Below are 21,301 nucleotides of genomic sequence, written 5' to 3' on the forward strand. Positions count from 1 at the left end.
ACAGGATTTGTAATTCGTATTCATCAGTTGGTAGTTAGAAAACGATCCCGCAAGGGGAAGTCTCTTTTTGTTTTTACTTGATTAGCTTTTTTTTCGGATTAAATGGGACGCCTCCTTCTTATAAAGTCACCTGTTCCCCTCACATCGGCATCCTAATTTCTCACCATTTCGCCCTCATTTCTCAGTATGGGAATCCCTTTGGCTCAGAGAGGAAGGATTAGTTTATTGATGGGAAATATTTAAATGTTGACGGGAAGCACATCAATGATGAGTTTTGTGAATTAATCCTGCACAGCTATTTAAAATTATGTGTAGCTTTTTATTAAATTTACAAAGAAAATCGTATAAGTAATCTTTTAGAATTATGTGCGATTTATTTTTGATTATGCACCTTGAGTTTTCAGCGAATACACAATAAAATAGAGATTGAAGTGTTTTTGACAGAGAATGATAAAGTTTATTGAAATGAAGAGAATACTATTTGTACTGATGTTTTTATTTGTTGCTGCATTTTCGAATGCCCAAATTTTTAATACATCAGGAATTTTAAAAAGTGGTGAGGCGTCAATTGGATTTGAACCTTCTATGTTGGTATCCAATGGATCGAATGAATTTTTAATGTTTTTTCATGCTGGAGTAGGCATTGGCAATAATGTTGATTTGGGAGCAAAAATTGGTGCTTTTGGCGATGAAACCTACTACGGTGGCGATGTCGAGTTTGGAATCAGCAAGAACCTTTCTTTAGCTGCAGGAGCTCATCATTTTCATGATTTTGGTTTCGATGGAACAGCAAATGTAACGGTTCCCCTGGCATCAGGCACAAAATTGATTACCGGATTAGACATGGATATTAATTTTGGCGATGAAACTACAATCCCGCTTTGGGTTCCAATCGGCATAAGAGTTGCTGTAGGAAATGGATGGTCGCTAATTATGGAAGCTGAAATTGAATTAACCGATGAGGCTTACCATTACTTTGGAATCGGCATGGCTTATGGATTTTAGAATTTACAATTACAAATAAAAAAAACTCCGCTTTGGGCGGAGTTTTTTGTTCTAAACATCTCTATTTTCCAAACTCATCAATAATCTTTTGAGCCGTAACTTCCGATAGTTTTATATTCGATTCATGTGTCCAGCCACCAACATGCGGACTCAGCAATACTTTTTCCGATTCAATCAAATATTGAAATTCAGCAGGCAATTCCGAGGCATGTAAATCTTCGAAAGAAGTTTTCTCATATTCCAATACATCCAAACAAGCACCTTTCACCTGTCCGGAATCCAAATTTTTCACCAAATCAGCAATGCGAACTACTTTTCCTCGAGCCGTATTAATAAGGTAGATTGGCTTTTTAAATTTATTAAGGAAGTCATTATTCACCATAAACATTGTTTCCTCCGTTTGCGGAACATGTAAACTCAAAACATCACATTGCTCAAACAAGTCTTCCATCTGTTTTTCTTCACAAAATTCATCCGAATAATCGAATTTGTATTTGTCGTAGGCAATAACTTTGCAACCGAAACCTTTCAGGCGTTGGGCAAAAGCACCGCCCATATTTCCATATCCAATAATACCAATGGTTTTTCCTTTTATTTCGATGCCTCGATTTTCTTCCCGTCGCCACATTCCATTGCGAACTTCCCAATTGCACCGGCACAAGTTGTTGAAAAGAGTAAGCAACATACCAACAGCATGTTCGCCTACCGCATCCCTGTTTCCTTCCGGAGCATTAAAGCATCTAATCCCTTTGCTTTCGGCGTAGTCAACATCAATGTTTTCCAATCCGGCACCCACACGGCCAATAAATTTCAGATTGGTGGCGTGGTCTAATTCTTCTTTGTTCAATTTGAATTTGCTGCGGATAATAAAGCCGTCGAACTCATGAAAAATTGCCAGAAGTTCTTCTTTGTTCTTTTCAGGAGCATAAGTGCATTCAAACCCTGCTTCTTCAAGCATTTCTCTTAGTCGCGCATGAGTCGAATCTATAAATAGTACTTTCATTTTATAAGTATCATGATAAAAGGATCAAGAATCAAGTGGGAGATCCCTGTTGATTTGTATTTTAAGTCTTGCAAAAATAGATGGAAATTCATAAATAGAGGAATTTATTTAGAAGTATTAATTTTGGACAATACACAAGGACTAATTGTTTTTGTTTTAAAATCTGTAAGAATTACAAAATATCATTTTTTATCAGCGTCTAAATTCACCACAAAACTGGCTTTGTATCCTCTAACTTCGCCCAGAGCATCATATATCTCGTAGCCAAACATCATTTTTTTAACTCTCTTTTTAAGAGAAAGCTTTTTCGAATCCCAAAACCATTCCTCCTCAAACTGTATTTTTCCGATATGATTGATTAAATCACTTTCAGCGATTATTTTCTCCAGTTCTGGTTTTGATAGCTGATGATTGTCGTAATAATCAAAGGTAGCTAAGTCGCCGTTTCTTACTGCTTTAATAATGTCTTTCGCCAATTCCTTAATGTTGGTATTTGCAAGGCATTCAGTTTTCCAATCATCTTCCGGATTTGGATTAGTCACCAAAACCTCATAAATAATAGGATTGGCGATTTTCACACCAGAATATTCTTTGTTTTCAACAGTGTTTTTCTGCTGGCAGGAAAACAAAAACAGCTCTGAAAAAATCAGAGCTGTAACTATAAGATTATAGTGTTTCATATTTTGAAAATTTCACCTTTTTACTTTTACCTTTTTTCTTATTTCTCAAATCTCATTTCTACCTTTCAAAACTCAGACTCATTCCTTTAGTACTGTCATCAAATACACCATTGTCGTAGGCCAAATGTCCATTAACAAAGGTTTTGTCTACTTTATATTGGAATTTCTCGCCATCAAAAGGAGTCCATCCACATTTGTATAACGAATTGGCATTGGTAGCCGTCCAGTCATCTTCTTTTAAAAGAACCAAATCGGCATAGTATCCTTTGCGTATAAATCCACGTTTTTCAACCTGAAAAATTTCAGCCGGAGTGTGGCACATTTTCTCCACTACTTTTTCCATGCTGATTTTTCCTCTACGTGCTTGTTCCATCATAGCAATTAAAGAGTGCTGAACCAACGGACCACCGCCGGCAGCCTGCATATAATTGCCATCCTTTTCTTCAGGAGTGTGAGGAGCATGGTCTGTCGCAACAACATCCAACCGATCATCCAAAAGCGCTTCCCAAAGTGCATCCTGATCTTTTTTTGTCTTAATTGCAGGATTCCATCTGATTCTCGATTTCTTAGTCAGATAATCTTTATCATCAAACCACAAATGGTGAACACAAACCTCACTGGTAATTCTTTTGTCCTTTGCGGGAATCGAATTGTCAAACAAATCCATTTCGATGGCAGTCGACAAATGCAAAATATGCAAGCGGGTATTGAATTTTTTCGCCAGTTCAATGGCTTTCGAAGAAGATTTGTAGCACGCCTCGGCACTTCTTATCACACCATGATACTCCATAGGAATGTCATCACCGAATTTTTTCTGATATTCAGCCTGATTTTTATCAATAGTGGGAGTGTCTTCACAATGGGTTGCGATCAACATGGGCGATTTTTCAAAAATCTGCGAAAGGGTATCAATATCATCTACCAACATATTCCCAGTCGACGAACCCATAAATATTTTAATACCACAAACCGTTTTAGGATCAGTTTTTAAAATTTCCTCCAGGTTTGTGTTTGTAGCACCCATATAAAAGGAGTAGTTTGCCAAAGATTTTTCAGCACCCAATTTATAGCGTTCAGTTAGTAATTCCTGAGTTACAGTTTGTGGTTTCACATTGGGCATGTCCATAAAGGAGGTAGTTCCCCCGGCAACGGCGGCTCTCGATTCGCTGTATAAATCGCCTTTTTGTGGCATTCCCGGATCACGAAAATGAACCTGATCATCAATAACACCCGGAATCAGTAATTTTCCGGCAGCATCAATAACAGTCCAATTCTTATCTGTAACTTCAGGAGCTGAAGTATATATTTCTTCAATTAGCTGATTTTTTATAAGAACACTTCCCGCAAACTTTTTGCCTTCATTAATAATCAAGGCGTTCTTTATAAGATAAGTCGACATTTTGCTTGTTTAAGTTATAGTATAAGGTTACATAGATTTAGAATTTATGAAATAGTCTGCTAAGTTAATCTTGACTGATGCATTTCAAATCTATCTTTCGTATTTGGTGAAAAAGCTTCTTAACTTCATTTTAATCACTCCCCAAACGGCTTCATTAAAAATTCCACCACTCATTTTAGAGGTTCCCTGAGTTCTGTCCGTAAAAATAATTGGTACTTCAATAATATTGAAACCAAATTTCCAGGTCGTAAACTTCATTTCAATCTGAAAAGCATAACCTTTAAACCGGATGTTATCCAAATTAATCGTTTCCAACACCTTTCTTGTGTAGCATTTAAAGCCGGCTGTGGCATCATGAATTTTCATTCCCGTTACAAACCGGACATATTTCGATGCAAAATACGACATCAATACCCTACCCATAGGCCAATTTACAACATTTACACCGGAAACGTAGCGCGAACCAATAGCCATATCTCCACCTTTTTCCGAACAAGCCTTATATAAGTGAATTAAATCTTCCGGATTGTGCGAAAAATCCGCATCCATTTCGAACACATATTCATATTTGTGCTCCAACGCCCACTTAAAACCGGTAATATATGCTGTTCCCAAACCAAGCTTGCCCTTACGTTCTATAATATGTAGTTGCGAAAACTCATTTTGCAGTTTCTTTACAATAGCTGCAGTTCCGTCCGGCGAGTTATCTTCTATAATAAGAATATCAAAAGCTGTATCCAGCGAAAAAACCTTCCTTACAATCGCTTCAATGTTTTCTTTTTCGTTGTAAGTTGGTATAATAACAATACGATTCGTCACCATGAGAGATTAATGTGTTAAAAACAATTTGCAATACGAAGATAGTATATCTACCTAAAATCTTTTCCGAACGATAGTTAAAAAGCCTAAAATTTTCAATTTAATCAGGCCATTTCCAATTACCCGCTAAAAAATTAGGGTAATTGGTCGGGCTATTCGCTAAATCTTTTACTTCGTTCCTCATTAAAAGGATATCGCTTCTATCCCTAATGGTGGAGATTTGCCATTGTTAGCGAATGATGTTTTTCCCGATATCATCACAAAGCATTCGCTAATTTAATTTCCCATTAAAATTATACGTTCATGTTATCAGGGATTTAAGGTAAAGTTTGAAAAACTTTTCAATTTTGATTAGGAATTGGGAGAAATAATGGTTTATCTTTGCACCGCTTTCAACGGAAGGTGCCTGGTTTTTTTAGTGTTTTTGGGAGTGATTTTGATTTCACAAAAGCCTTGGTTTATTTTTTTTGAAATTTTTTTACTTTGGGATTAGGATATGTTGAATTAAATGATTTATCTTTGCACCCGCTTTAAGAGTTAACGAACTCGTGAGCCACTAGGAAACGTGGGGTTTGCAGTGAGATTAGCTTGAAAAAAAAAGTTAAAAAAAGATTTGCAAGTTTAGGATTTATTTCTTTATCTTTGCACTCGCTTTTAGGGACAGCAACGGCTGTCTTATTTAAGAATGAAATTTTAGAACAGGTTGCCTTTTTAAGTAAGGGAAAAACGGCCGGGAAAAGTTCTTTGAAAATATTGGAAACAACAAGTTAGGTAAATACAAGAATAATACCTTGTCAATAAAGAATTACGATAACTTTAATACATTCATGAGCAGAATTATAACAAAAGTTTTTATACAACGAAGAGTTTGATCCTGGCTCAGGATGAACGCTAGCGACAGGCCTAACACATGCAAGTCGAGGGGTATAAGCAGCTTGCTGCTTAGAGACCGGCGCACGGGTGAGTAACGCGTATGCAACCTACCTTTTACTGGGGGATAGCCCAAAGAAATTTGGATTAATACCGCATAATATATTTGAATCGCATGGTTTGGATATTAAATCTACGGAGGTAAAAGATGGGCATGCGTAGCATTAGTTAGTTGGTGAGGTAACGGCTCACCAAGACTATGATGCTTAGGGGGTCTGAGAGGATAGTCCCCCACACTGGTACTGAGACACGGACCAGACTCCTACGGGAGGCAGCAGTGAGGAATATTGGTCAATGGGCGCAAGCCTGAACCAGCCATGTCGCGTGCAGGATGACGGCCCTATGGGTTGTAAACTGCTTTTTTACAGGAATAAACTTTACTACGTGTAGTGAACTGAAGGTACTGTAAGAATAAGGATCGGCTAACTCCGTGCCAGCAGCCGCGGTAATACGGAGGATCCAAGCGTTATCCGGATTTATTGGGTTTAAAGGGTCCGTAGGCGGGCTTTTAAGTCAGTGGTGAAATCCCGGAGCTCAACTCCGGAACTGCCATTGATACTGAAGGCCTTGAATTTAGTTGAGGTGGGCGGAATACGTTATGTAGCGGTGAAATGCATAGATATAACGTAGAACACCGATTGCGAAGGCAGCTCACTAAGCTAACATTGACGCTGATGGACGAAAGCGTGGGGAGCGAACAGGATTAGATACCCTGGTAGTCCACGCCGTAAACGATGATTACTCGTTGTGCACAATACACCGTGCGTGACTGAGCGAAAGCATTAAGTAATCCACCTGGGGAGTACGTTCGCAAGAATGAAACTCAAAGGAATTGACGGGGGCCCGCACAAGCGGAGGAACATGTGGTTTAATTCGATGATACGCGAGGAACCTTACCTGGACTTAAATGTAGATTGACCGGCTTAGAAATAGGCTTTCTCTTCGGAGCAATTTACAAGGTGCTGCATGGTTGTCGTCAGCTCGTGCCGTGAGGTGTCGGGTTAAGTCCCATAACGAGCGCAACCCCTATCGTTAGTTGCTAACAGGTTAAGCTGAGGACTCTAGCGAGACTGCCACCGTAAGGTGAGAGGAAGGTGGGGATGACGTCAAATCAGCACGGCCCTTACGTCCAGGGCTACACACGTGTTACAATGGCCAGTACAAAGGGCTGCTACCAGGCGACTGGATGCTAATCTCTAAAGCTGGTCTCAGTTCGGATCGGAGTCTGCAACTCGACTCCGTGAAGTTGGATTCGCTAGTAATCGTAGATCAGCAACGCTACGGTGAATACGTTCCCGGGCCTTGTACACACCGCCCGTCAAGCCATGGAAGCCGAGGGGACCTGAAGTACGTAACCGCAAGGAGCGTCCTAGGGTAAAATTGGTAACTGGGGCTAAGTCGTAACAAGGTAGCCGTACCGGAAGGTGTGGCTGGAACACCTCCTTTCTAGAGATTGGAAGTATTAATATAGATATTGTAGTTCGATAAGGAATTGCTCTGTATTTCCTGACTGATTGTTTTCATAAATTTATTTATACCATAACCCATAGCGTTAGGGTGTTTTCACCGCTAAGCTGATAGGTAGTAATAGTCCTGTAGCTCAGTTGGTTAGAGCACTACACTGATAATGTAGGGGTCCGCAGTTCAAATCTGCGCAGGACTACACAACGTTTATGGGGGATTAGCTCAGTTGGCTAGAGCGCCTGCCTTGCACGCAGGAGGTCATCGGTTCGACTCCGATATTCTCCACAGAAATACAAATGGTGTATTTAAAGTTCTTTGACATATTGAAACAAAATTAAAGTAGAAGTAACAAAAGTAAAGAAACAGGGATGAATTTCGGCAACGAGATTTATTTTTTGTTAACACAATAAGAAGTAATTAAGAGCGTATGGCGGATGCCTTGGCTCTCAGAGGCGATGAAGGACGTGATAAGCTGCGATAAGTCATGGAGAGGTGCAAATAACCTTTGACCCGTGAATTTCCGAATGGGGCAACCCATCTATTTATAGATATCCAGCAATGGAGGCAAACCCGGAGAACTGAAACATCTAAGTACCCGGAGGAGAAGAAAACAAAAGTGATTCCCCTAGTAGTGGCGATCGAACGGGGATCAGCCCAAACCTATATTGTTTCGGCAATGTAGGGGTTGTAGGACTGCAATAAGAGAAATGGCGTGAAGTGGAAGTGTTTGGAAAGACACACCGTAGAGAGTGATAGTCTCGTACACGTAAGCAAAAAGCCTCTAGCAGTATCCTGAGTAGCGCGGAACACGAGAAATTCTGTGTGAATCTGCCGGGACCATCCGGTAAGGCTAAATACTCCTGAGAGACCGATAGTGAACAAGTACCGTGAGGGAAAGGTGAAAAGCACCTCGAATAGAGGAGTGAAATAGTACCTGAAACCATACGCTTACAAGCGGTCGGAGCACCTTTGGGTGTGACGGCGTGCCTTTTGCATAATGAGCCTACGAGTTACTCCTCACTAGCGAGATTAAGGGCTTCAGGTCCGTAGTCGAAGCGAAAGCGAGTCTGAATAGGGCGTAAAGTTAGTGGGGGTAGACGCGAAACTTGGTGATCTACCCATGGTCAGGCTGAAGCTCTGTTAATCCAGAGTGGAGGGCCCAACCCGTTGACGTTGAAAAGTCTTGGGATGAACTGTGGGTAGGGGTGAAAGGCCAATCAAACTGAGAAATAGCTCGTACTCCCCGAAATGCATTTAGGTGCAGCGTCAGAGTCGAGAGTTATAGAGGTAGAGCTACTGATTGGATGCGAGGGCTTCACCGCCTATCAAATCCAGACAAACTCCGAATGCTATAACTTATATCTGGCAGTGAGCCCGTGGGTGCTAAGGTCCACGGACGAGAGGGAAAGAACCCAGACCATCAGCTAAGGTCCCCAAATGTATGTTAAGTTGAACTAACGAGGTGAGATTGCATTGACAGCTAGGATGTTGGCTTGGAAGCAGCCATTCATTTAAAGAGTGCGTAACAGCTCACTAGTCGAGCGATCTTGCATGGATGATAATCGGGCATAAAACATACTACCGAAGCTATGGATTTAGAATTTATTCTAACTGGTAGGGGAGCATTCCAGCGGCGCAGAAGCAGTGTGGTAATGCATTGTGGAGCTTCTGGAAAAGCAAATGTAGGCATAAGTAACGATAATGCGGGTGAGAAACCCGCACGCCAATAGACTAAGGTTTCCTGATCAACGCTAATCGGATCAGGGTTAGTCGGGACCTAAGGGGTAGCCGAAAGGCGAACTCGATGGACAACGGGTTAATATTCCCGTACCGGCTTTAACTGCGATGGGGTGACGAAGAGATGAAAGCACCGCGAACTGACGGAATAGTTCGTTGAAGACCGTACGTGATGATAGATGCAGGCAAATCCGCATCTTGAGCTGAAAGTCGATAGTACTGCAATGCTACGGCAGCGCAGATAGTGTGCCTAATTTTACTTCCAAGAAAAACCTCTAAGCTTCAGGTTAAAGTTGCCCGTACCTCAAACCGACACAGGTAGTCAAGTAGAGTATACTAAGGCGCTCGAGTGATTCATGGCTAAGGAACTCGGCAAAATAGTCCTGTAACTTCGGGAGAAAGGACGCTCTCAGTAATGAGAGCCGCAGTGAAATGGCCCAGGCGACTGTTTATCAAAAACACATGGCTTTGCAAAAACGAAAGTTGAAGTATAAGGCCTGACACCTGCCCGGTGCTGGAAGGTTAAGTGGAGATGTTATTTTCGGAGAAGCATTGAAATGAAGCCCCAGTAAACGGCGGCCGTAACTATAACGGTCCTAAGGTAGCGAAATTCCTTGTCGGGTAAGTTCCGACCTGCACGAATGGTGTAACGATCTGGGCACTGTCTCAGCCATGAGCTCGGTGAAATTGTAGTATCGGTGAAGATGCCGATTACCCGCAACGGGACGGAAAGACCCCGTGCACCTTTACTGCAGCTTCACATTGATTTTGGGTAAGTAATGTGTAGGATAGGACGGAGACTACGAAGCGGCCTCGCCAGGGGCTGTGGAGTCAACCTTGAAATACGTCCCTTTGCTTATCTGGAGTCTAACGTCTAACGACGGACAGTGTGTGGTGGGTAGTTTGACTGGGGTGGTCGCCTCCAAAAGAGTAACGGAGGCTTCTAAAGGTACCCTCAACACGTTTGGTAATCGTGTGTAGAGTGCAATGGCACAAGGGTGCTTGACTGTGAGACATACAGGTCGATCAGGTACGAAAGTAGAGCATAGTGATCCGGTGGTTCCGCATGGAAGGGCCATCGCTCAAAGGATAAAAGGTACGCCGGGGATAACAGGCTGATCGCTCCCAAGAGCTCATATCGACGGAGCGGTTTGGCACCTCGATGTCGGCTCGTCACATCCTGGGGCTGGAGAAGGTCCCAAGGGTTGGGCTGTTCGCCCATTAAAGTGGCACGCGAGCTGGGTTCAGAACGTCGTGAGACAGTTCGGTCCCTATCTGTTGTGGGCGTTGGAAATTTGAGAGGATCTGACTCTAGTACGAGAGGACCGGGTTGGACGAACCTCTAGTGCATCTGTTGTGGCGCCAGCTGCATTGCAGAGTAGCTACGTTCGGAAGGGATAAGTGCTGAAAGCATCTAAGCACGAAGCCTACCTCAAGATGAGATTTCCTTTAAGGGTCGTTGGAGACTACGACGTTGATAGGTTGCAGGTGTAAAGGTGGTGACATCAAAGCCGAGCAATACTAATTACCCTAATACTTCTGAGTGCGGGGTTCATCGCTGAATTTTTTCGGATGCTATTTTTACTTTAATTTTTTTGATATGTCTATGATATAATCTTGCGGGTGTAAGCTCAATATTAGATTAATGATTTTAGGTGTCTATTGCAACGGGGTTCCACCTCTTCCCATTCCGAACAGAGAAGTTAAGCCCGTTAGCGCCGATGGTACTGCCGAAAGGTGGGAGAGTAGGTCGACGCCGACTTTTAAAAGAGTCTTGTTCCAATGAGAATGAGACTCTTTTTTTTTGCCGTAAATGCCGGTACATTAGAAATTGGTTAATGAGAATAATACTGTAAGATATAACCAATAAGCTCATAATAGAAGTAATTTGCAATAATTCAGCATTTTGAACTGATGTTTTTTATTGCTATATCTTGCTTTGTAGAAAATATTGCTTAATTTTGCGAACTGGTTGTATTAGGCAATCAGTTATAATAAGTTTTAAATTTTCAAATAAAAGAATTATGTATTTATCAGCAGAGAAAAAGCAAGAGCTTTTCGAGAAGTACGGGAAGTCTAACAAAGATACTGGGACTGCAGAATCACAAGTAGCTTTGTTTTCATACCGTATCAGTCACTTGACTGAACATTTAAAGAAAAACAGAAAAGATTACAGTACCCAACGTGCACTGCAATTGCTAGTAGGTAAAAGAAGAAATTTTCTTGATTACTTAAAAGCAAAAGATATTGAAAGATACAGAGCTATTATTAAAGCTTTAAATATTCGTAAATAATATCATATTAAAGCAATCCCGAGTAATCGGGATTGCTTTTTATAATATATAGCGACATCTTGTTGCTTATCCTAAAAAGAGTTTGAAATAAACTACACAAAGATGAAAGTGATTGAAAAAATAATTGAATTAGGTGATGGAAGGTCCATCACAATTGAAACAGGGAAGTTAGCAAAACAAGCTGATGGAGCTGTTGTAGTTAAAATGGGTAAGACCATGTTGTTGGCTACTGTTGTGTCTGCAAAAGATGCAAAAGCTGATGTCGATTTTATGCCTTTATCGGTAGAATATAAGGAGAAATTTAGTGCATTGGGTAGATTCCCTGGAGGTTTCATGAAACGTGAGGGCAGACCTTCAGATTATGAAATTCTTGTTTGTCGCCTTGTGGATCGTGCTCTACGTCCATTATTTCCTGCAGATTACCACGCAGAGACTTTTGTTTCCATTAACCTAATTTCGGTTGATGCTGATGATATGCCTGACGCTCTTGCAGGTTTAGCTGCATCTGCAGCGATTGCAGTATCTGATGTTCCATTTTCAGAACCAATTTCTGAAGTTCGTGTTGCCCGAATTGATGGCAAAATGATGATTAATCCATCTCGTACAGAATTGGAAACTGCTGATCTCGATATGATTATTGCTGCTACCATGGATAACATCATGATGGTTGAAGGTGAAATGTCTGAGATTTCTGAAGCTGAAATGCTGGAAGCTATTAAATTCGGTCATGAAGCTATTAAAGTTCAATGTCAGGTTCAAATTGAGTTGGCTGAACTAACAGGTAAAACTGTTAAAAGAGAATATTGTCACGAAACTAATGATGAAGAACTTCGTCAGTTAATCGTGGATAAAACATATGCTAAAGTATTAGCTGCAGCAAGATTACAAAACCCAAATAAGCACGAACGTTCAGATGCATTTGGAGCAATCAAAGAAGAGTTTATTGCAGAATATTCTGAAGGTAAAGAGGCTTCCGAGATTAATAAGTCTTTGATTGGTCGTTACTATCACGATGTTGAAAAAGATGCTGTTAGAGAAATGGTTTTAGAGGATCGTGTACGTTTGGACGGTCGTAAAACTGACGAAATTCGTCCAATTTGGTCAGAAATTGATTATTTGCCAGGTGCTCACGGCTCTGCGATATTTACCAGAGGTGAAACACAATCATTAACTTCAGTTACTTTAGGTACTAAGTTGGATGAAAAAATGGTGGATGATGTATTGTACAGAGGAAAAGAGAAATTTGTTCTTCATTATAATTTTCCTTCATTCTCAACTGGAGATGCCCGTGCATCGCGTGGTATTAGCCGTAGAGAAGTAGGGCACGGAAATCTTGCTTTTAGAGCTTTAAAAGGAATGATTCCTAAAGATTCTCCATATGCTATCCGTGTTGTTTCTGATATTTTAGAATCGAATGGTTCTTCTTCAATGGCTACTGTATGTGCAGGAACATTGGCACTAATGGATGCAGGTATTAAGATTAAAAATCCGGTATCTGGTATCGCAATGGGATTGATCTCAACCAAGGGTGCTGAGAAATATGCTGTATTATCTGATATTTTAGGTGATGAAGATCACTTAGGTGATATGGACTTTAAAGTAACTGGAACTAAAGATGGTATCACAGCTACTCAAATGGATATTAAAGTTGATGGACTTCCATACGAAGTTTTAGCTCAGGCTTTAGATCAGGCACGTTTGGGGCGCCTTCATATTCTTGGAAAAATAGAAGAAACGATCAGCGAACCAAGAGAAGATTTGAAACCTCATGCTCCGCGTATTGTATCTATTGAAATTCCAAAAGATATGATAGGTGCAGTTATCGGACCAGGTGGAAAGATCATTCAGGAAATTCAGGAATCAACAGGTGCTGTTCTTGTTATTGAGGAAATTGACAATAAAGGTGTTGTTGATATTTCTGCTAACAATAAAGAAGCAATTGATGCAGCTTTAGCTCGTATTAAAGGTATTGTTGCAATTCCTGAAGTTGGAGAAATCTACAAAGGAAAAGTAAAATCAATAGTTGCTTTTGGTGCTTTTGTTGAAGTTCTTCCAGGAAAAGATGGTTTGCTGCATATTTCTGAAATAGAACACAGAAGACTTAATACAGTTGATGAAGTTTTGAAAGAAGGTCAGATTATTGAGGTAAAACTTATTGAAGTTGACGCGAAGTCGGGTAAACTGAAACTTTCCAGAAAAGCTTTGTTGCCTAAGCCTGAGAAAGACGAAAAATAGAAAATCAAATATATGGTTTAGAAATCCTGGATTTATTCCAGGATTTTTTTTTGTTATAGGTTGAATGCCTAACTTTAAAACTTCTAAAATAGAATTGGCTTTATGGATGAAAATTGGCTTAGTAAAATTTCAAGTGAAATTGATGAACAAATTGATCTTTATATATCAGTACGCGATTATCGATTTTATCAAATTGAAAAACTGAAACGAATAGCAAAGCATTTAAACAATGATGAGAGTTGTTTAGAATGCAGGTATGCCCGAAAAGAGTTGGAAGGTATTGTGGCGGAGTTGGATCGCTTAATCAATAAGTCAGGTGTAAATAGAAGCGAATATGAGAAAAAAGTTGAAAGCTTGCTAAAGCATTTAAAAGATAAACATAAAGTATTTCAGGCACATCATTTTACTTATACTTATTCCGCAGTATATACATTACTTGGGGCTGGTTTCGGTCTTCTTTTGTCTTACGGAATATTTTATAGTTTCAATCCATCAGTGTTTTTTCTGACTTCAGGAATTGGAATGTTTGTCGGAAATGTTCTGGGGAGCCGCAAAGACAAGGCTTTAATTCGCGAAGGAAAACAGATTTAAACTGAAAAATAGAATGTCAAATTTCAATGATTCTGATTTAATAGATGGACTTTTTCAATTTTATTATAGTTAGGAGCCATTGTTACTGTTTTATTTGCAATGGTTCTTTCTTTTTTTATAAAAATCCTGATATTTGCGCCTCATTTTCTATTTTTATGTCTCCAAATCTGTAACTCACTATTAATGGATTATAAATTTATCGTAATAGAAGGAAATATTGGTGCAGGTAAAACCTCACTCTCCCATAAGATTGCTGAACAATATAATGCGAAGCTAATCTTGGAACAGTTTGCAAACAATCCGTTTTTACCAAAATTCTATAAAGATCCGGACAAGTATTCATTTCCCTTGGAAATGTCTTTTTTAGCAGACCGATACAATCAATTAAAAAAGGAATTAAGTGAGACAGACTTATTTAAATCATTTACGATTGCCGATTATTATTTTATGAAATCATTGATTTTCTCAAAGCAAACGCTAAAGGATGATGAGTATAGTCTCTATCGACAGTTTTTCCATATTATCTATAATTCCTTACCAAAACCCGATTTATATGTCTATCTACATTCAAATGTAGATAAGCTATTAAGCAATATAAAAAGTAGAGGGAGAGAGTATGAACAGGAAATTTCAGCAGATTATTTGCAGAAAATTCAAGACAGTTATTTTGAGTTTTTTAAACAGCAGCAGGAACTCAGTTTCCTTGTTATAGATACAAATAGCATCGATTTTGTTAATAATTTAGATGATTACAATAAAGTTTCAGATACGATATTCAATTTTAACTGCAAAAAGGGGGTAAATAGAATTATTCTCTGAAAGCCTTGTTATATCAAATAAAATTATCGAATCGATTTAATTTGCATAAAATTTTCTTAAATTTGTTTTTGAACTAGATTATAATGTTTAAAGTTAAAATAATTAAGTAGTTGTTATGAAAAGATCAAAGGTTATTTCCCTAGCTTCTTTGCTGTTATCAGTTGCAGTTCTTACGAGTTGCGCAGGATTGAGCAAAATGAAGAAAGAAGCAAGTAACATCAAGTATCAAGTGACTCCTGAAGTTTTGGAAGCTCATGCAGATATGGTTGATGTAAAAATCACTGTTAATATTCCTGCAAAGTATTTCAACAAGAATGTTGTTTTAGTTGCAACTCCGGTTTTAAAGTTTGAATCAGGAGAGAAAGCTTTCCCTTCAAAAACTTTGCAAGGTGAAAAAGTTCAAGGAAACAATACAGTTGTTCCTTACGAAACAGGTAAAACAATCACTTATACAGGAAAAATCCCTTATGAGCAAGCGATGAGAATTTCTGACCTTGAAGTAAGAATGGTTGGAAGTAAAGGTGATAAGTCTCAGGAATTTGATCCTTATAAAGTTGCTGATGGTGTTATTGCTACTGCTACTTTGGTTCAAAATTCTCCACGTAACATTGTTGGAAAAGATGCTTTCCAAAGAATTATTCCAGAAAGTAAAGAAGCAGATCTTCATTACTTGATTAACAGTGCTCAAATTCGTTGGTCGGAAATGAAAGCTGATGACGTTACTGCTCTTAAAGCATATTTGGATGCAGTTAAGACGGATGAGAATAAAGAATACAAAGGTGTTGAAGTTGCTGCTTATGCATCTCCGGATGGAAAGCAGGATTTTAATGAGAAATTAGCAACTAAGCGTGAAGGTTCTTCTTCTAAGTACATTAAGAAAGAAATGAAGAAAGCTAAAATGGATGAATATGCTGCTGAAGAATTCTTTAAAAGCAAAGTAACTCCTGAAGATTGGGCTGGATTCCAGGAATTAATGAAAGCTTCTAATATTCAAGATAAAGAGTTGATTTTACGTGTTCTTTCAATGTATTCAGATCCTGAAGTACGTGAAAAAGAAATTAGAAACATTTCTGCTGCTTTTGACGAAGTTAAAAAAGAAGTACTTCCTAAATTAAGAAGAGCTAAATTTACTGTTAATGTTGACCTTATTGGAAAAACTGATGCTGAGTTAAAATCTCTTGCTTTAACTAATCCTTCTGAATTGAATGTTGAAGAATTATTATTTGCTGCTACATTAGTTGATTCTGCTAAAGATAAATTAGCTGTTTATGAAGCTGCTAAAAAGCAATTTTCTAACGATTGGAGAGGTTATAACGATGCTGGTATGATCTTATTCGGAATGAATAAAGTATCTGAAGCTAAAACTAACTTCGATAAAGCTGACCAACTTTCTGCCAACAATCCTGTTGTTAAAAACAACTTAGGTGCTGTTGAGTTAGTAAACGGTAATGTAAGCGAAGCGGAAGTTCTTTTTGGAGCTGCAACCGGAGCTGGAAACGAAGTTAATTACAATTTAGGTATTGTTGCAGTTAAAAAAGCACAATACGACACAGCTGTGAAACAATTTGGTGAGTGTACTGCTGCTAACGCTGCATTGGCTAACATACTTGTTGGAAAATACAATGTTGCTTTAGACAAACTAAATGCTAACACCAGCGATGATGCAATGGTTTATTATTTGAAAGCTGTTGTTGGTGCAAGAACTGATAACAACAATCTTGTTTTCACAAACCTTGAAACAGCTGTTTCTAAAGATGCTTCTTTAAAAGCTACTGCAAAAACCGACATGGAATTTGCTAAAGTTTTCGAAGATGCTAAATTCAAAGCTATCGTTGAATAATTCGTTATTCATAAAATATTGAAAGCGACCCATTCATGGGTCGCTTTTTTTTTTATTCTTGTAAAGTAATTTGTTCAGTAGATTTTTTATCTTCGTCTTCTCACTATTATCAGTGAAATAATGAATTAATTTGATTGTAGAATGGAAATCCAATTCCCATATAAGGTAGTAAACAATTTTCAAGGCTATGTTTTCTTTTCGGAAATGCATCACCAAACAAAAAACTGTTTTGAGGAGCAAATTGTTCTGAATTTTGCAAACACTAAGGTGATCGAATCCAATTTGTTTGCCATATTGGGAAGTGTTATTGCCGGTTTGGAGCGCAGGAAGAATAAAGTTCGACTTGTGAATATGCAGGAGCCTATTCAAAATTTATTTAATTCTAAGAAGCTGATTAATGGTTCTGCCCGCAAATATTTATGGAAATGTTTTGTAAAATGCCAGCAGTTTGCTTCGGTAGATGAAGAAGCTTTGGCTGATTATTTGGAAAAGAGGATCTTTCCTGAGCGGCCTGAAGTGAAATTAAATAAGCAGCTGAAAATGGCTGTTCAATTGTGTGTGGCCGAAGTTTACCGGAATGCTTTTGCACACAGCAACTGCAAAGAAGTTTTTATTGCACACTACTATTCTGTTTATAATAAGAAGCTTTTAATAAGCATTGTAAGTCAGGGGCGGCCATTTAGTTTACTCGTAAATAAAACTCTTAATAAAAGGCTAAATGGTGTTGGAGCCATTGAGTGGGCTGTTGAGAACGGACATACAACAGAAAAAGATGCTCATAAAGGAATTGGATTGTATACTATTCGTCAGTTTATAAAGCAAAATCAGGGTAAAATTCAAATTTTATCGGGCGATGGAGTTTGGAAACAGGTGAAGCACCGAAGCTTTTCAAAATTATATGAAAAAGAATTTCCTGGATCTATTATTACTTTAGAATTTAATCTTCAGGAATAAGCTTATTTTTTGTGATAGTTTAGTTTTGAGAAAAGATCCCAAAGCACGATTCCACAGCTTACAGATACATTAAAAGAATGCTTGGTACCGAACTGAGGTATTTCTATACAACCTTCAGAAAGACTTACAATATTCTGTTGAACACCTTTTACTTCATTCCCAAAAACCAAGGCATATTTCTTAGAGGAATCCATTGTGAAATTTTCCAGAGATGTGCTGTTTTCTGCTTGTTCAACAGAGTAAACATCAAAGCCATTACTCTTTAATTTCGCAACAGCATCTTCCGTTTTTTCGAAATATTCCCAATAGACAGAATCTTCCGCTCCTAAAGCAGTTTTGTGCAATTCGCGGTGTGGAGGTGTGGCAGTAATTCCACAAAGATATACAGCTTCTACCAAAAGCGCATCCGATGTACGAAAAACAGAACCAATATTGTTCAGGCTTCTTACATTATCCAAAACAATAATGATGGGAGTTTTTTCAGATTCTTTAAACTCATCGATGCTTTTTCTGTTTAGCTCGCTGTTTTTTAGTTTTCTCATTGCTTTTATTGGAATATAAGGTCAATAATAGAATTGGCTACAAAAATATAAAAAAAGGAATCCTTTTGAGATTCCTTTCGTTTATTTTGTTTGAATTGTTACCAGTTAACAGGTTTACGGCGAACGGGCATAGTCATGCAGCGCGCACCGCCGCCGCCACGTGGCAATTCCGATCCCTCAAGGGTTATTACATATTTTTCGTAATCGGAAAGCTCTACTTTATGACGAATAATGTCTTTTGCACGAAGAATTTCGAATCCGTTTTTATTCATTGCATCCATGGTGTGAACGTTTCGTCCGTAACCAATCACTTTTCCCGGACCAACGGCAAAAAAGTTAGCTCCGCTGTGCCATTGCTCCCTCTCCTGATTCCAAGGATCTCCGTTTCCGCCACAATAAATAGGTTTCAAATCCATTCCAAGTTTTTTCAGAGCCTGAAGAAGATTGTTTTCACGGGTGATAGAAATCACTTTTCCGTTTTCAATAGCAATGTGAACAGTTTGGTATTTGTTTGGACGGATAATTAAGGGTTCGTAAACCATACATTTATCAACATCTAAAAGGGTAAATACCATATCCAAATGAATGAAAGATTCCGGATGACTTGGCAGCTCCTGTATTAATAAATGGCGTTGTGTTTTGTCTTTTTGGCAAAGTAACTGAGCCAGAATAAAATCAATACCCTGAGTTGATGTGCGGGTTCCGTTACCAATAATCATGATGTCTTCACGGGCAATTAATACATCGCCTCCTTCAATGGTACAATTGGGATCCATTTCAGGATTATCAATCGGATTAACTGTTTTTGTTTTAAATCCAGGAGTATAATCAAAAATCGCCTGCATAATCAAGGATTCTCTATCGCGAACCGAACTGGCCATTTTACCAATCAGAACCTCGTCCAGAACTGACATTGAAGCATCTCTGGTGAAGAAGAAATTGTGCAGTGGCCGCATTGCATATCGTTCCTTACTCAGAAATTTAGTCAGGTTGTCTCTTTTTAAAGGAACACCTTCGATTAATAGAGAAGCAAGATCCAGGGGTGTCTGTTCCAGCAGGAAATCTTTTATGCAGTAAGTGTTTCCTTTAACACTTATCTGAGGTTCCATTGCAGAAATTTGGTCAATAACATTCTCTTTGGCTTTTTCATCTGCAAGCACATCAGCCAGTAAATCTTTAACCTGATAAGTTTCTGAAATTTCAGAAAGAACACCGCTTAATTGTTTGTATTCATCTTTTGCAACCGATAGGTTTAAAATATCACTGTAAAGAGCTCTTTCGGCATTTTCGGGAGTCATGTTTTCAACTTCTGAACCGGGAGTGTGAAGGATTACACCTTCCAATTCTCCAATCTCCGATCTTACATTTAATTCTACATACTTTGTCATACCTCTCAATTAAAGTACCGTTTGTTATAGTTGTTTGCGTCTAAAAATACATGTTTTTAGATTTGCAAATGAAAGAAAAATTTGGGGCATTGAAAAGGATTGCGTTAAGTAAATTTCAATTTTCCTTAACAGTGTCTGAAATCGTTAAGATCATGATCAATACGAAGAGTTTGAATCTGGAAGTTACTTTGCGTGTTATGTAATGTAGTGTTGATGTTGACGGCAGAATGCAGACACATTTAAATTATTGGTTTTTTGGCGTTTCCTAAATTCCCCTGCACAATTGTTTCGGGGAATTCAGGTCAGGCTTTCCGCTATTACTCCCCGCCATATTCTTCCGCTTCGCTTTAGATATGTCTGCGGGGTAACCGCTTCAATCCTTAACGCAGGCCTTTGTATTAATAATAGGGTATAACACCCAATTTATCCAATCGGCATAAAACCAAAACCTCTGAATAATTCATAAAACCAATATCAGACCTAAACCTCCCTGGCAATTTTCACTACACTTTGTTCCAATTTCCTTATCCATAAGAAAAATAATTTGCTGGCCACACAAATCACTCCCTGCGGTCAATGGCGTTTTACCTGCTATTTATAGCTGCCAAACAATATTGTCCTAATTGATTTTAACAATTGGGCTTTCCGCCCAAACCCGACATCATTTCTTGTCTTGAAACAAGAAACGAAAGCTACCGAACGAAGAGAGATCATGAGTTCCAGAAATTTCATTTACGAATAAAGAAATTATTACATTATTTTGCTACACTCGGCATATTGCAAGCAAGCTTGACTCTGCCCTCATTTATCGCAAAAGATCAAGGCTGCTTTTAAAAAAACTTCCTTATTTAATTCAAACCTAAGTGCGTACGGGCGATCTTCGAACAAGTTCTCAGCTTCCCGGTCTTACTAAAGGTTTGAACTAAAACGAAAGCTCTTTAAAAAAGATGCCAATCAAATACCTAACTTAAATTGTACCCCTTAAGATTATTACGAGCTGTAAGTTTTTATAAAAGAAGTAATTAATACTTATTCTCAAAAAACGTTTAGGACGCAATTGATTATAAACATATGAAACGTTCATGCCAAAGTGATTTTAACACACAGGGAGATGATTATCTAAGCATGGTAAGTTCTCCCGAAACAAGTTCGGGACAGGCTATATGACAAAAACTTAAAATTATAAACATATGAAAGATATACAATCACCCTGCATTAGCATTTGCCGGCAAGACAGCAACGGCGTATGCTTTGGATGCAGAAGAACAACTGAAGAAATTGGAAACTGGTCGCTTTACACCAACCCCGAAAAAGAAGCTGTAATTAAAAAAGCTGCCGACCGACGAAATGCACCCGACACAGCTACAGGAACTTTTTTCAGATAAAAACATTGAACTCCAAACCGGTAAATCGGCTGAAAGCCACGCGTAGGGCGACCTCTTACCTGTAAGGAGCCTGTTTTTCCTGTAAGGAATACCAAAATAGCTGTAAGGCGGGCATTTTACCTGTAAGGAATACCAAAATAACTGTAAGGCGTATATTTTACCTGTAAGGTGTAACAAAACACATGTAAGGTGCATTATTTAGCTGTAAGCTTATGT

14 protein-coding genes, 2 tRNA genes and 3 rRNA genes are annotated in these 21,301 nt (G+C 38.7%); 13 read left to right on the plus strand and 6 right to left on the minus strand.

Features of this window, described 5'->3' with window-relative positions:
- The first annotated feature begins 465 nt into the window (after positions 1-465).
- Complete coding sequence (locus tag ACKU4N_RS03380) at positions 466-1,005, plus strand: hypothetical protein (protein WP_321320584.1); 540 nt, start codon at positions 466-468, stop codon at positions 1,003-1,005.
- 61 nt (positions 1,006-1,066) lie between these two features.
- Here ACKU4N_RS03380 and ACKU4N_RS03385 read toward each other — a convergent pair whose 3' ends face one another.
- The 4 genes from ACKU4N_RS03385 to ACKU4N_RS03400 form a co-directional block, all read right to left on the minus strand.
- The gene (locus tag ACKU4N_RS03385; RefSeq protein WP_321320586.1) at positions 1,067-2,008 is read right to left on the minus strand and encodes a 2-hydroxyacid dehydrogenase; all 942 of its coding nucleotides are present in this window, start codon (positions 2,006-2,008) and stop codon (positions 1,067-1,069) included.
- 182 nt (positions 2,009-2,190) lie between these two features.
- The gene (locus tag ACKU4N_RS03390; RefSeq protein ID WP_321320588.1) at positions 2,191-2,688 is read right to left on the minus strand and encodes a hypothetical protein; all 498 of its coding nucleotides are present in this window, start codon (positions 2,686-2,688) and stop codon (positions 2,191-2,193) included.
- 58 nt (positions 2,689-2,746) lie between these two features.
- Positions 2,747-4,087, minus strand: a complete 1,341-nt coding sequence (locus ACKU4N_RS03395; protein ID WP_321320590.1) for a dihydroorotase — start codon at positions 4,085-4,087, stop codon at positions 2,747-2,749.
- A 90-nt stretch (positions 4,088-4,177) separates the two neighbouring features.
- A complete protein-coding gene (locus tag ACKU4N_RS03400) occupies positions 4,178-4,909 on the minus strand; it encodes a polyprenol monophosphomannose synthase (protein ID WP_321320592.1) in 732 nt (243 codons plus the stop codon).
- Positions 4,910-5,762: 853 nt separating this feature from the next.
- Between ACKU4N_RS03400 and ACKU4N_RS03405 the strand changes: the two genes are divergently transcribed.
- The 11 genes from ACKU4N_RS03405 (at position 5,763) to ACKU4N_RS03455 (ending at position 17,770) form a co-directional block, all read left to right on the plus strand.
- Positions 5,763-7,282: ribosomal RNA gene (locus ACKU4N_RS03405) — 16S ribosomal RNA — on the plus strand.
- Between the two features lie 143 nt (positions 7,283-7,425).
- A tRNA-Ile gene (locus tag ACKU4N_RS03410) sits at positions 7,426-7,499 on the plus strand.
- A 12-nt stretch (positions 7,500-7,511) separates the two neighbouring features.
- Positions 7,512-7,585 (plus strand) — tRNA-Ala (locus ACKU4N_RS03415).
- Between the two features lie 122 nt (positions 7,586-7,707).
- Positions 7,708-10,582, plus strand: a 23S ribosomal RNA gene (locus ACKU4N_RS03420).
- A gap of 106 nt (positions 10,583-10,688) precedes the next feature.
- Positions 10,689-10,799: ribosomal RNA gene (rrf, locus tag ACKU4N_RS03425) — 5S ribosomal RNA — on the plus strand.
- The 16S, 23S and 5S rRNA genes sit together here with 2 tRNA genes alongside, the layout of an rRNA operon.
- Positions 10,800-11,061: 262 nt before the next feature.
- On the plus strand, positions 11,062-11,331 hold the full coding sequence (gene rpsO / locus ACKU4N_RS03430) for a 30S ribosomal protein S15 (RefSeq protein ID WP_101263426.1): 270 nt from the start codon (positions 11,062-11,064) through the stop codon (positions 11,329-11,331).
- Positions 11,332-11,433: 102 nt separating this feature from the next.
- On the plus strand, positions 11,434-13,566 hold the full coding sequence (gene pnp, locus ACKU4N_RS03435; protein ID WP_321320595.1) for a polyribonucleotide nucleotidyltransferase: 2,133 nt from the start codon (positions 11,434-11,436) through the stop codon (positions 13,564-13,566).
- A 102-nt stretch (positions 13,567-13,668) separates the two neighbouring features.
- Positions 13,669-14,157, plus strand: a complete 489-nt coding sequence (locus ACKU4N_RS03440; RefSeq protein WP_321320596.1) for a hypothetical protein — start codon at positions 13,669-13,671, stop codon at positions 14,155-14,157.
- 183 nt (positions 14,158-14,340) lie between these two features.
- The gene (locus ACKU4N_RS03445) at positions 14,341-14,976 is read left to right on the plus strand and encodes a deoxynucleoside kinase (protein ID WP_321320598.1); all 636 of its coding nucleotides are present in this window, start codon (positions 14,341-14,343) and stop codon (positions 14,974-14,976) included.
- 115 nt (positions 14,977-15,091) lie between these two features.
- Positions 15,092-16,816 (plus strand): tetratricopeptide repeat protein, encoded by a 1,725-nt coding sequence (locus ACKU4N_RS03450; RefSeq protein WP_321320600.1) that lies wholly within the window; start codon positions 15,092-15,094, stop codon positions 16,814-16,816.
- A gap of 141 nt (positions 16,817-16,957) precedes the next feature.
- Positions 16,958-17,770: a hypothetical protein gene (locus tag ACKU4N_RS03455; protein ID WP_321320602.1), complete on the plus strand. Its 813-nt coding sequence runs from the start codon at positions 16,958-16,960 to the stop codon at positions 17,768-17,770.
- Positions 17,771-17,772: 2 nt separating this feature from the next.
- Here the strand turns inward: ACKU4N_RS03455 and ACKU4N_RS03460 are convergent, their stop codons facing one another.
- Positions 17,773-18,312, minus strand: coding sequence for an RNA methyltransferase (locus tag ACKU4N_RS03460; RefSeq protein WP_321320604.1), 540 nt, complete (start codon positions 18,310-18,312; stop codon positions 17,773-17,775).
- A 98-nt stretch (positions 18,313-18,410) separates the two neighbouring features.
- Positions 18,411-19,700 (minus strand): arginine deiminase, encoded by a 1,290-nt coding sequence (locus ACKU4N_RS03465; RefSeq protein WP_321320606.1) that lies wholly within the window; start codon positions 19,698-19,700, stop codon positions 18,411-18,413.
- A 1,190-nt stretch (positions 19,701-20,890) separates the two neighbouring features.
- On the opposite strand from ACKU4N_RS03465, the gene ACKU4N_RS03470 reads away from it, so the two are divergent.
- Complete coding sequence (locus tag ACKU4N_RS03470) at positions 20,891-21,085, plus strand: DUF1289 domain-containing protein (protein ID WP_321320608.1); 195 nt, start codon at positions 20,891-20,893, stop codon at positions 21,083-21,085.
- Positions 21,086-21,301 lie beyond the last annotated feature (216 nt).

This window comes from Labilibaculum sp., assembly GCF_963664555.1.
In the GTDB taxonomy this organism is placed as follows: Bacteria; Bacteroidota; Bacteroidia; order Bacteroidales; family Marinifilaceae; genus Labilibaculum.

Bases quoted from the DNA above. Each gene is read 5' to 3' on its own strand.
- ACKU4N_RS03380 (WP_321320584.1), top strand. From the start codon at position 466: ATGAAGAGAATACTATTTGTACTGATGTTTTTATTTGTTGCTGCATTT.
- ACKU4N_RS03385 (WP_321320586.1), bottom strand. From the start codon at position 2,008: ATGAAAGTACTATTTATAGATTCGACTCATGCGCGACTAAGAGAAATG.
- ACKU4N_RS03390 (WP_321320588.1), bottom strand. From the start codon at position 2,688: ATGAAACACTATAATCTTATAGTTACAGCTCTGATTTTTTCAGAGCTG.
- ACKU4N_RS03395 (WP_321320590.1), bottom strand. From the start codon at position 4,087: ATGTCGACTTATCTTATAAAGAACGCCTTGATTATTAATGAAGGCAAA.
- ACKU4N_RS03400 (WP_321320592.1), bottom strand. From the start codon at position 4,909: ATGGTGACGAATCGTATTGTTATTATACCAACTTACAACGAAAAAGAA.
- rpsO (WP_101263426.1), top strand. From the start codon at position 11,062: ATGTATTTATCAGCAGAGAAAAAGCAAGAGCTTTTCGAGAAGTACGGG.
- pnp (WP_321320595.1), top strand. From the start codon at position 11,434: ATGAAAGTGATTGAAAAAATAATTGAATTAGGTGATGGAAGGTCCATC.
- ACKU4N_RS03440 (WP_321320596.1), top strand. From the start codon at position 13,669: ATGGATGAAAATTGGCTTAGTAAAATTTCAAGTGAAATTGATGAACAA.
- ACKU4N_RS03445 (WP_321320598.1), top strand. From the start codon at position 14,341: ATGGATTATAAATTTATCGTAATAGAAGGAAATATTGGTGCAGGTAAA.
- ACKU4N_RS03450 (WP_321320600.1), top strand. From the start codon at position 15,092: ATGAAAAGATCAAAGGTTATTTCCCTAGCTTCTTTGCTGTTATCAGTT.
- ACKU4N_RS03455 (WP_321320602.1), top strand. From the start codon at position 16,958: ATGGAAATCCAATTCCCATATAAGGTAGTAAACAATTTTCAAGGCTAT.
- ACKU4N_RS03460 (WP_321320604.1), bottom strand. From the start codon at position 18,312: ATGAGAAAACTAAAAAACAGCGAGCTAAACAGAAAAAGCATCGATGAG.
- ACKU4N_RS03465 (WP_321320606.1), bottom strand. From the start codon at position 19,700: ATGACAAAGTATGTAGAATTAAATGTAAGATCGGAGATTGGAGAATTG.
- ACKU4N_RS03470 (WP_321320608.1), top strand. From the start codon at position 20,891: ATGAAAGATATACAATCACCCTGCATTAGCATTTGCCGGCAAGACAGC.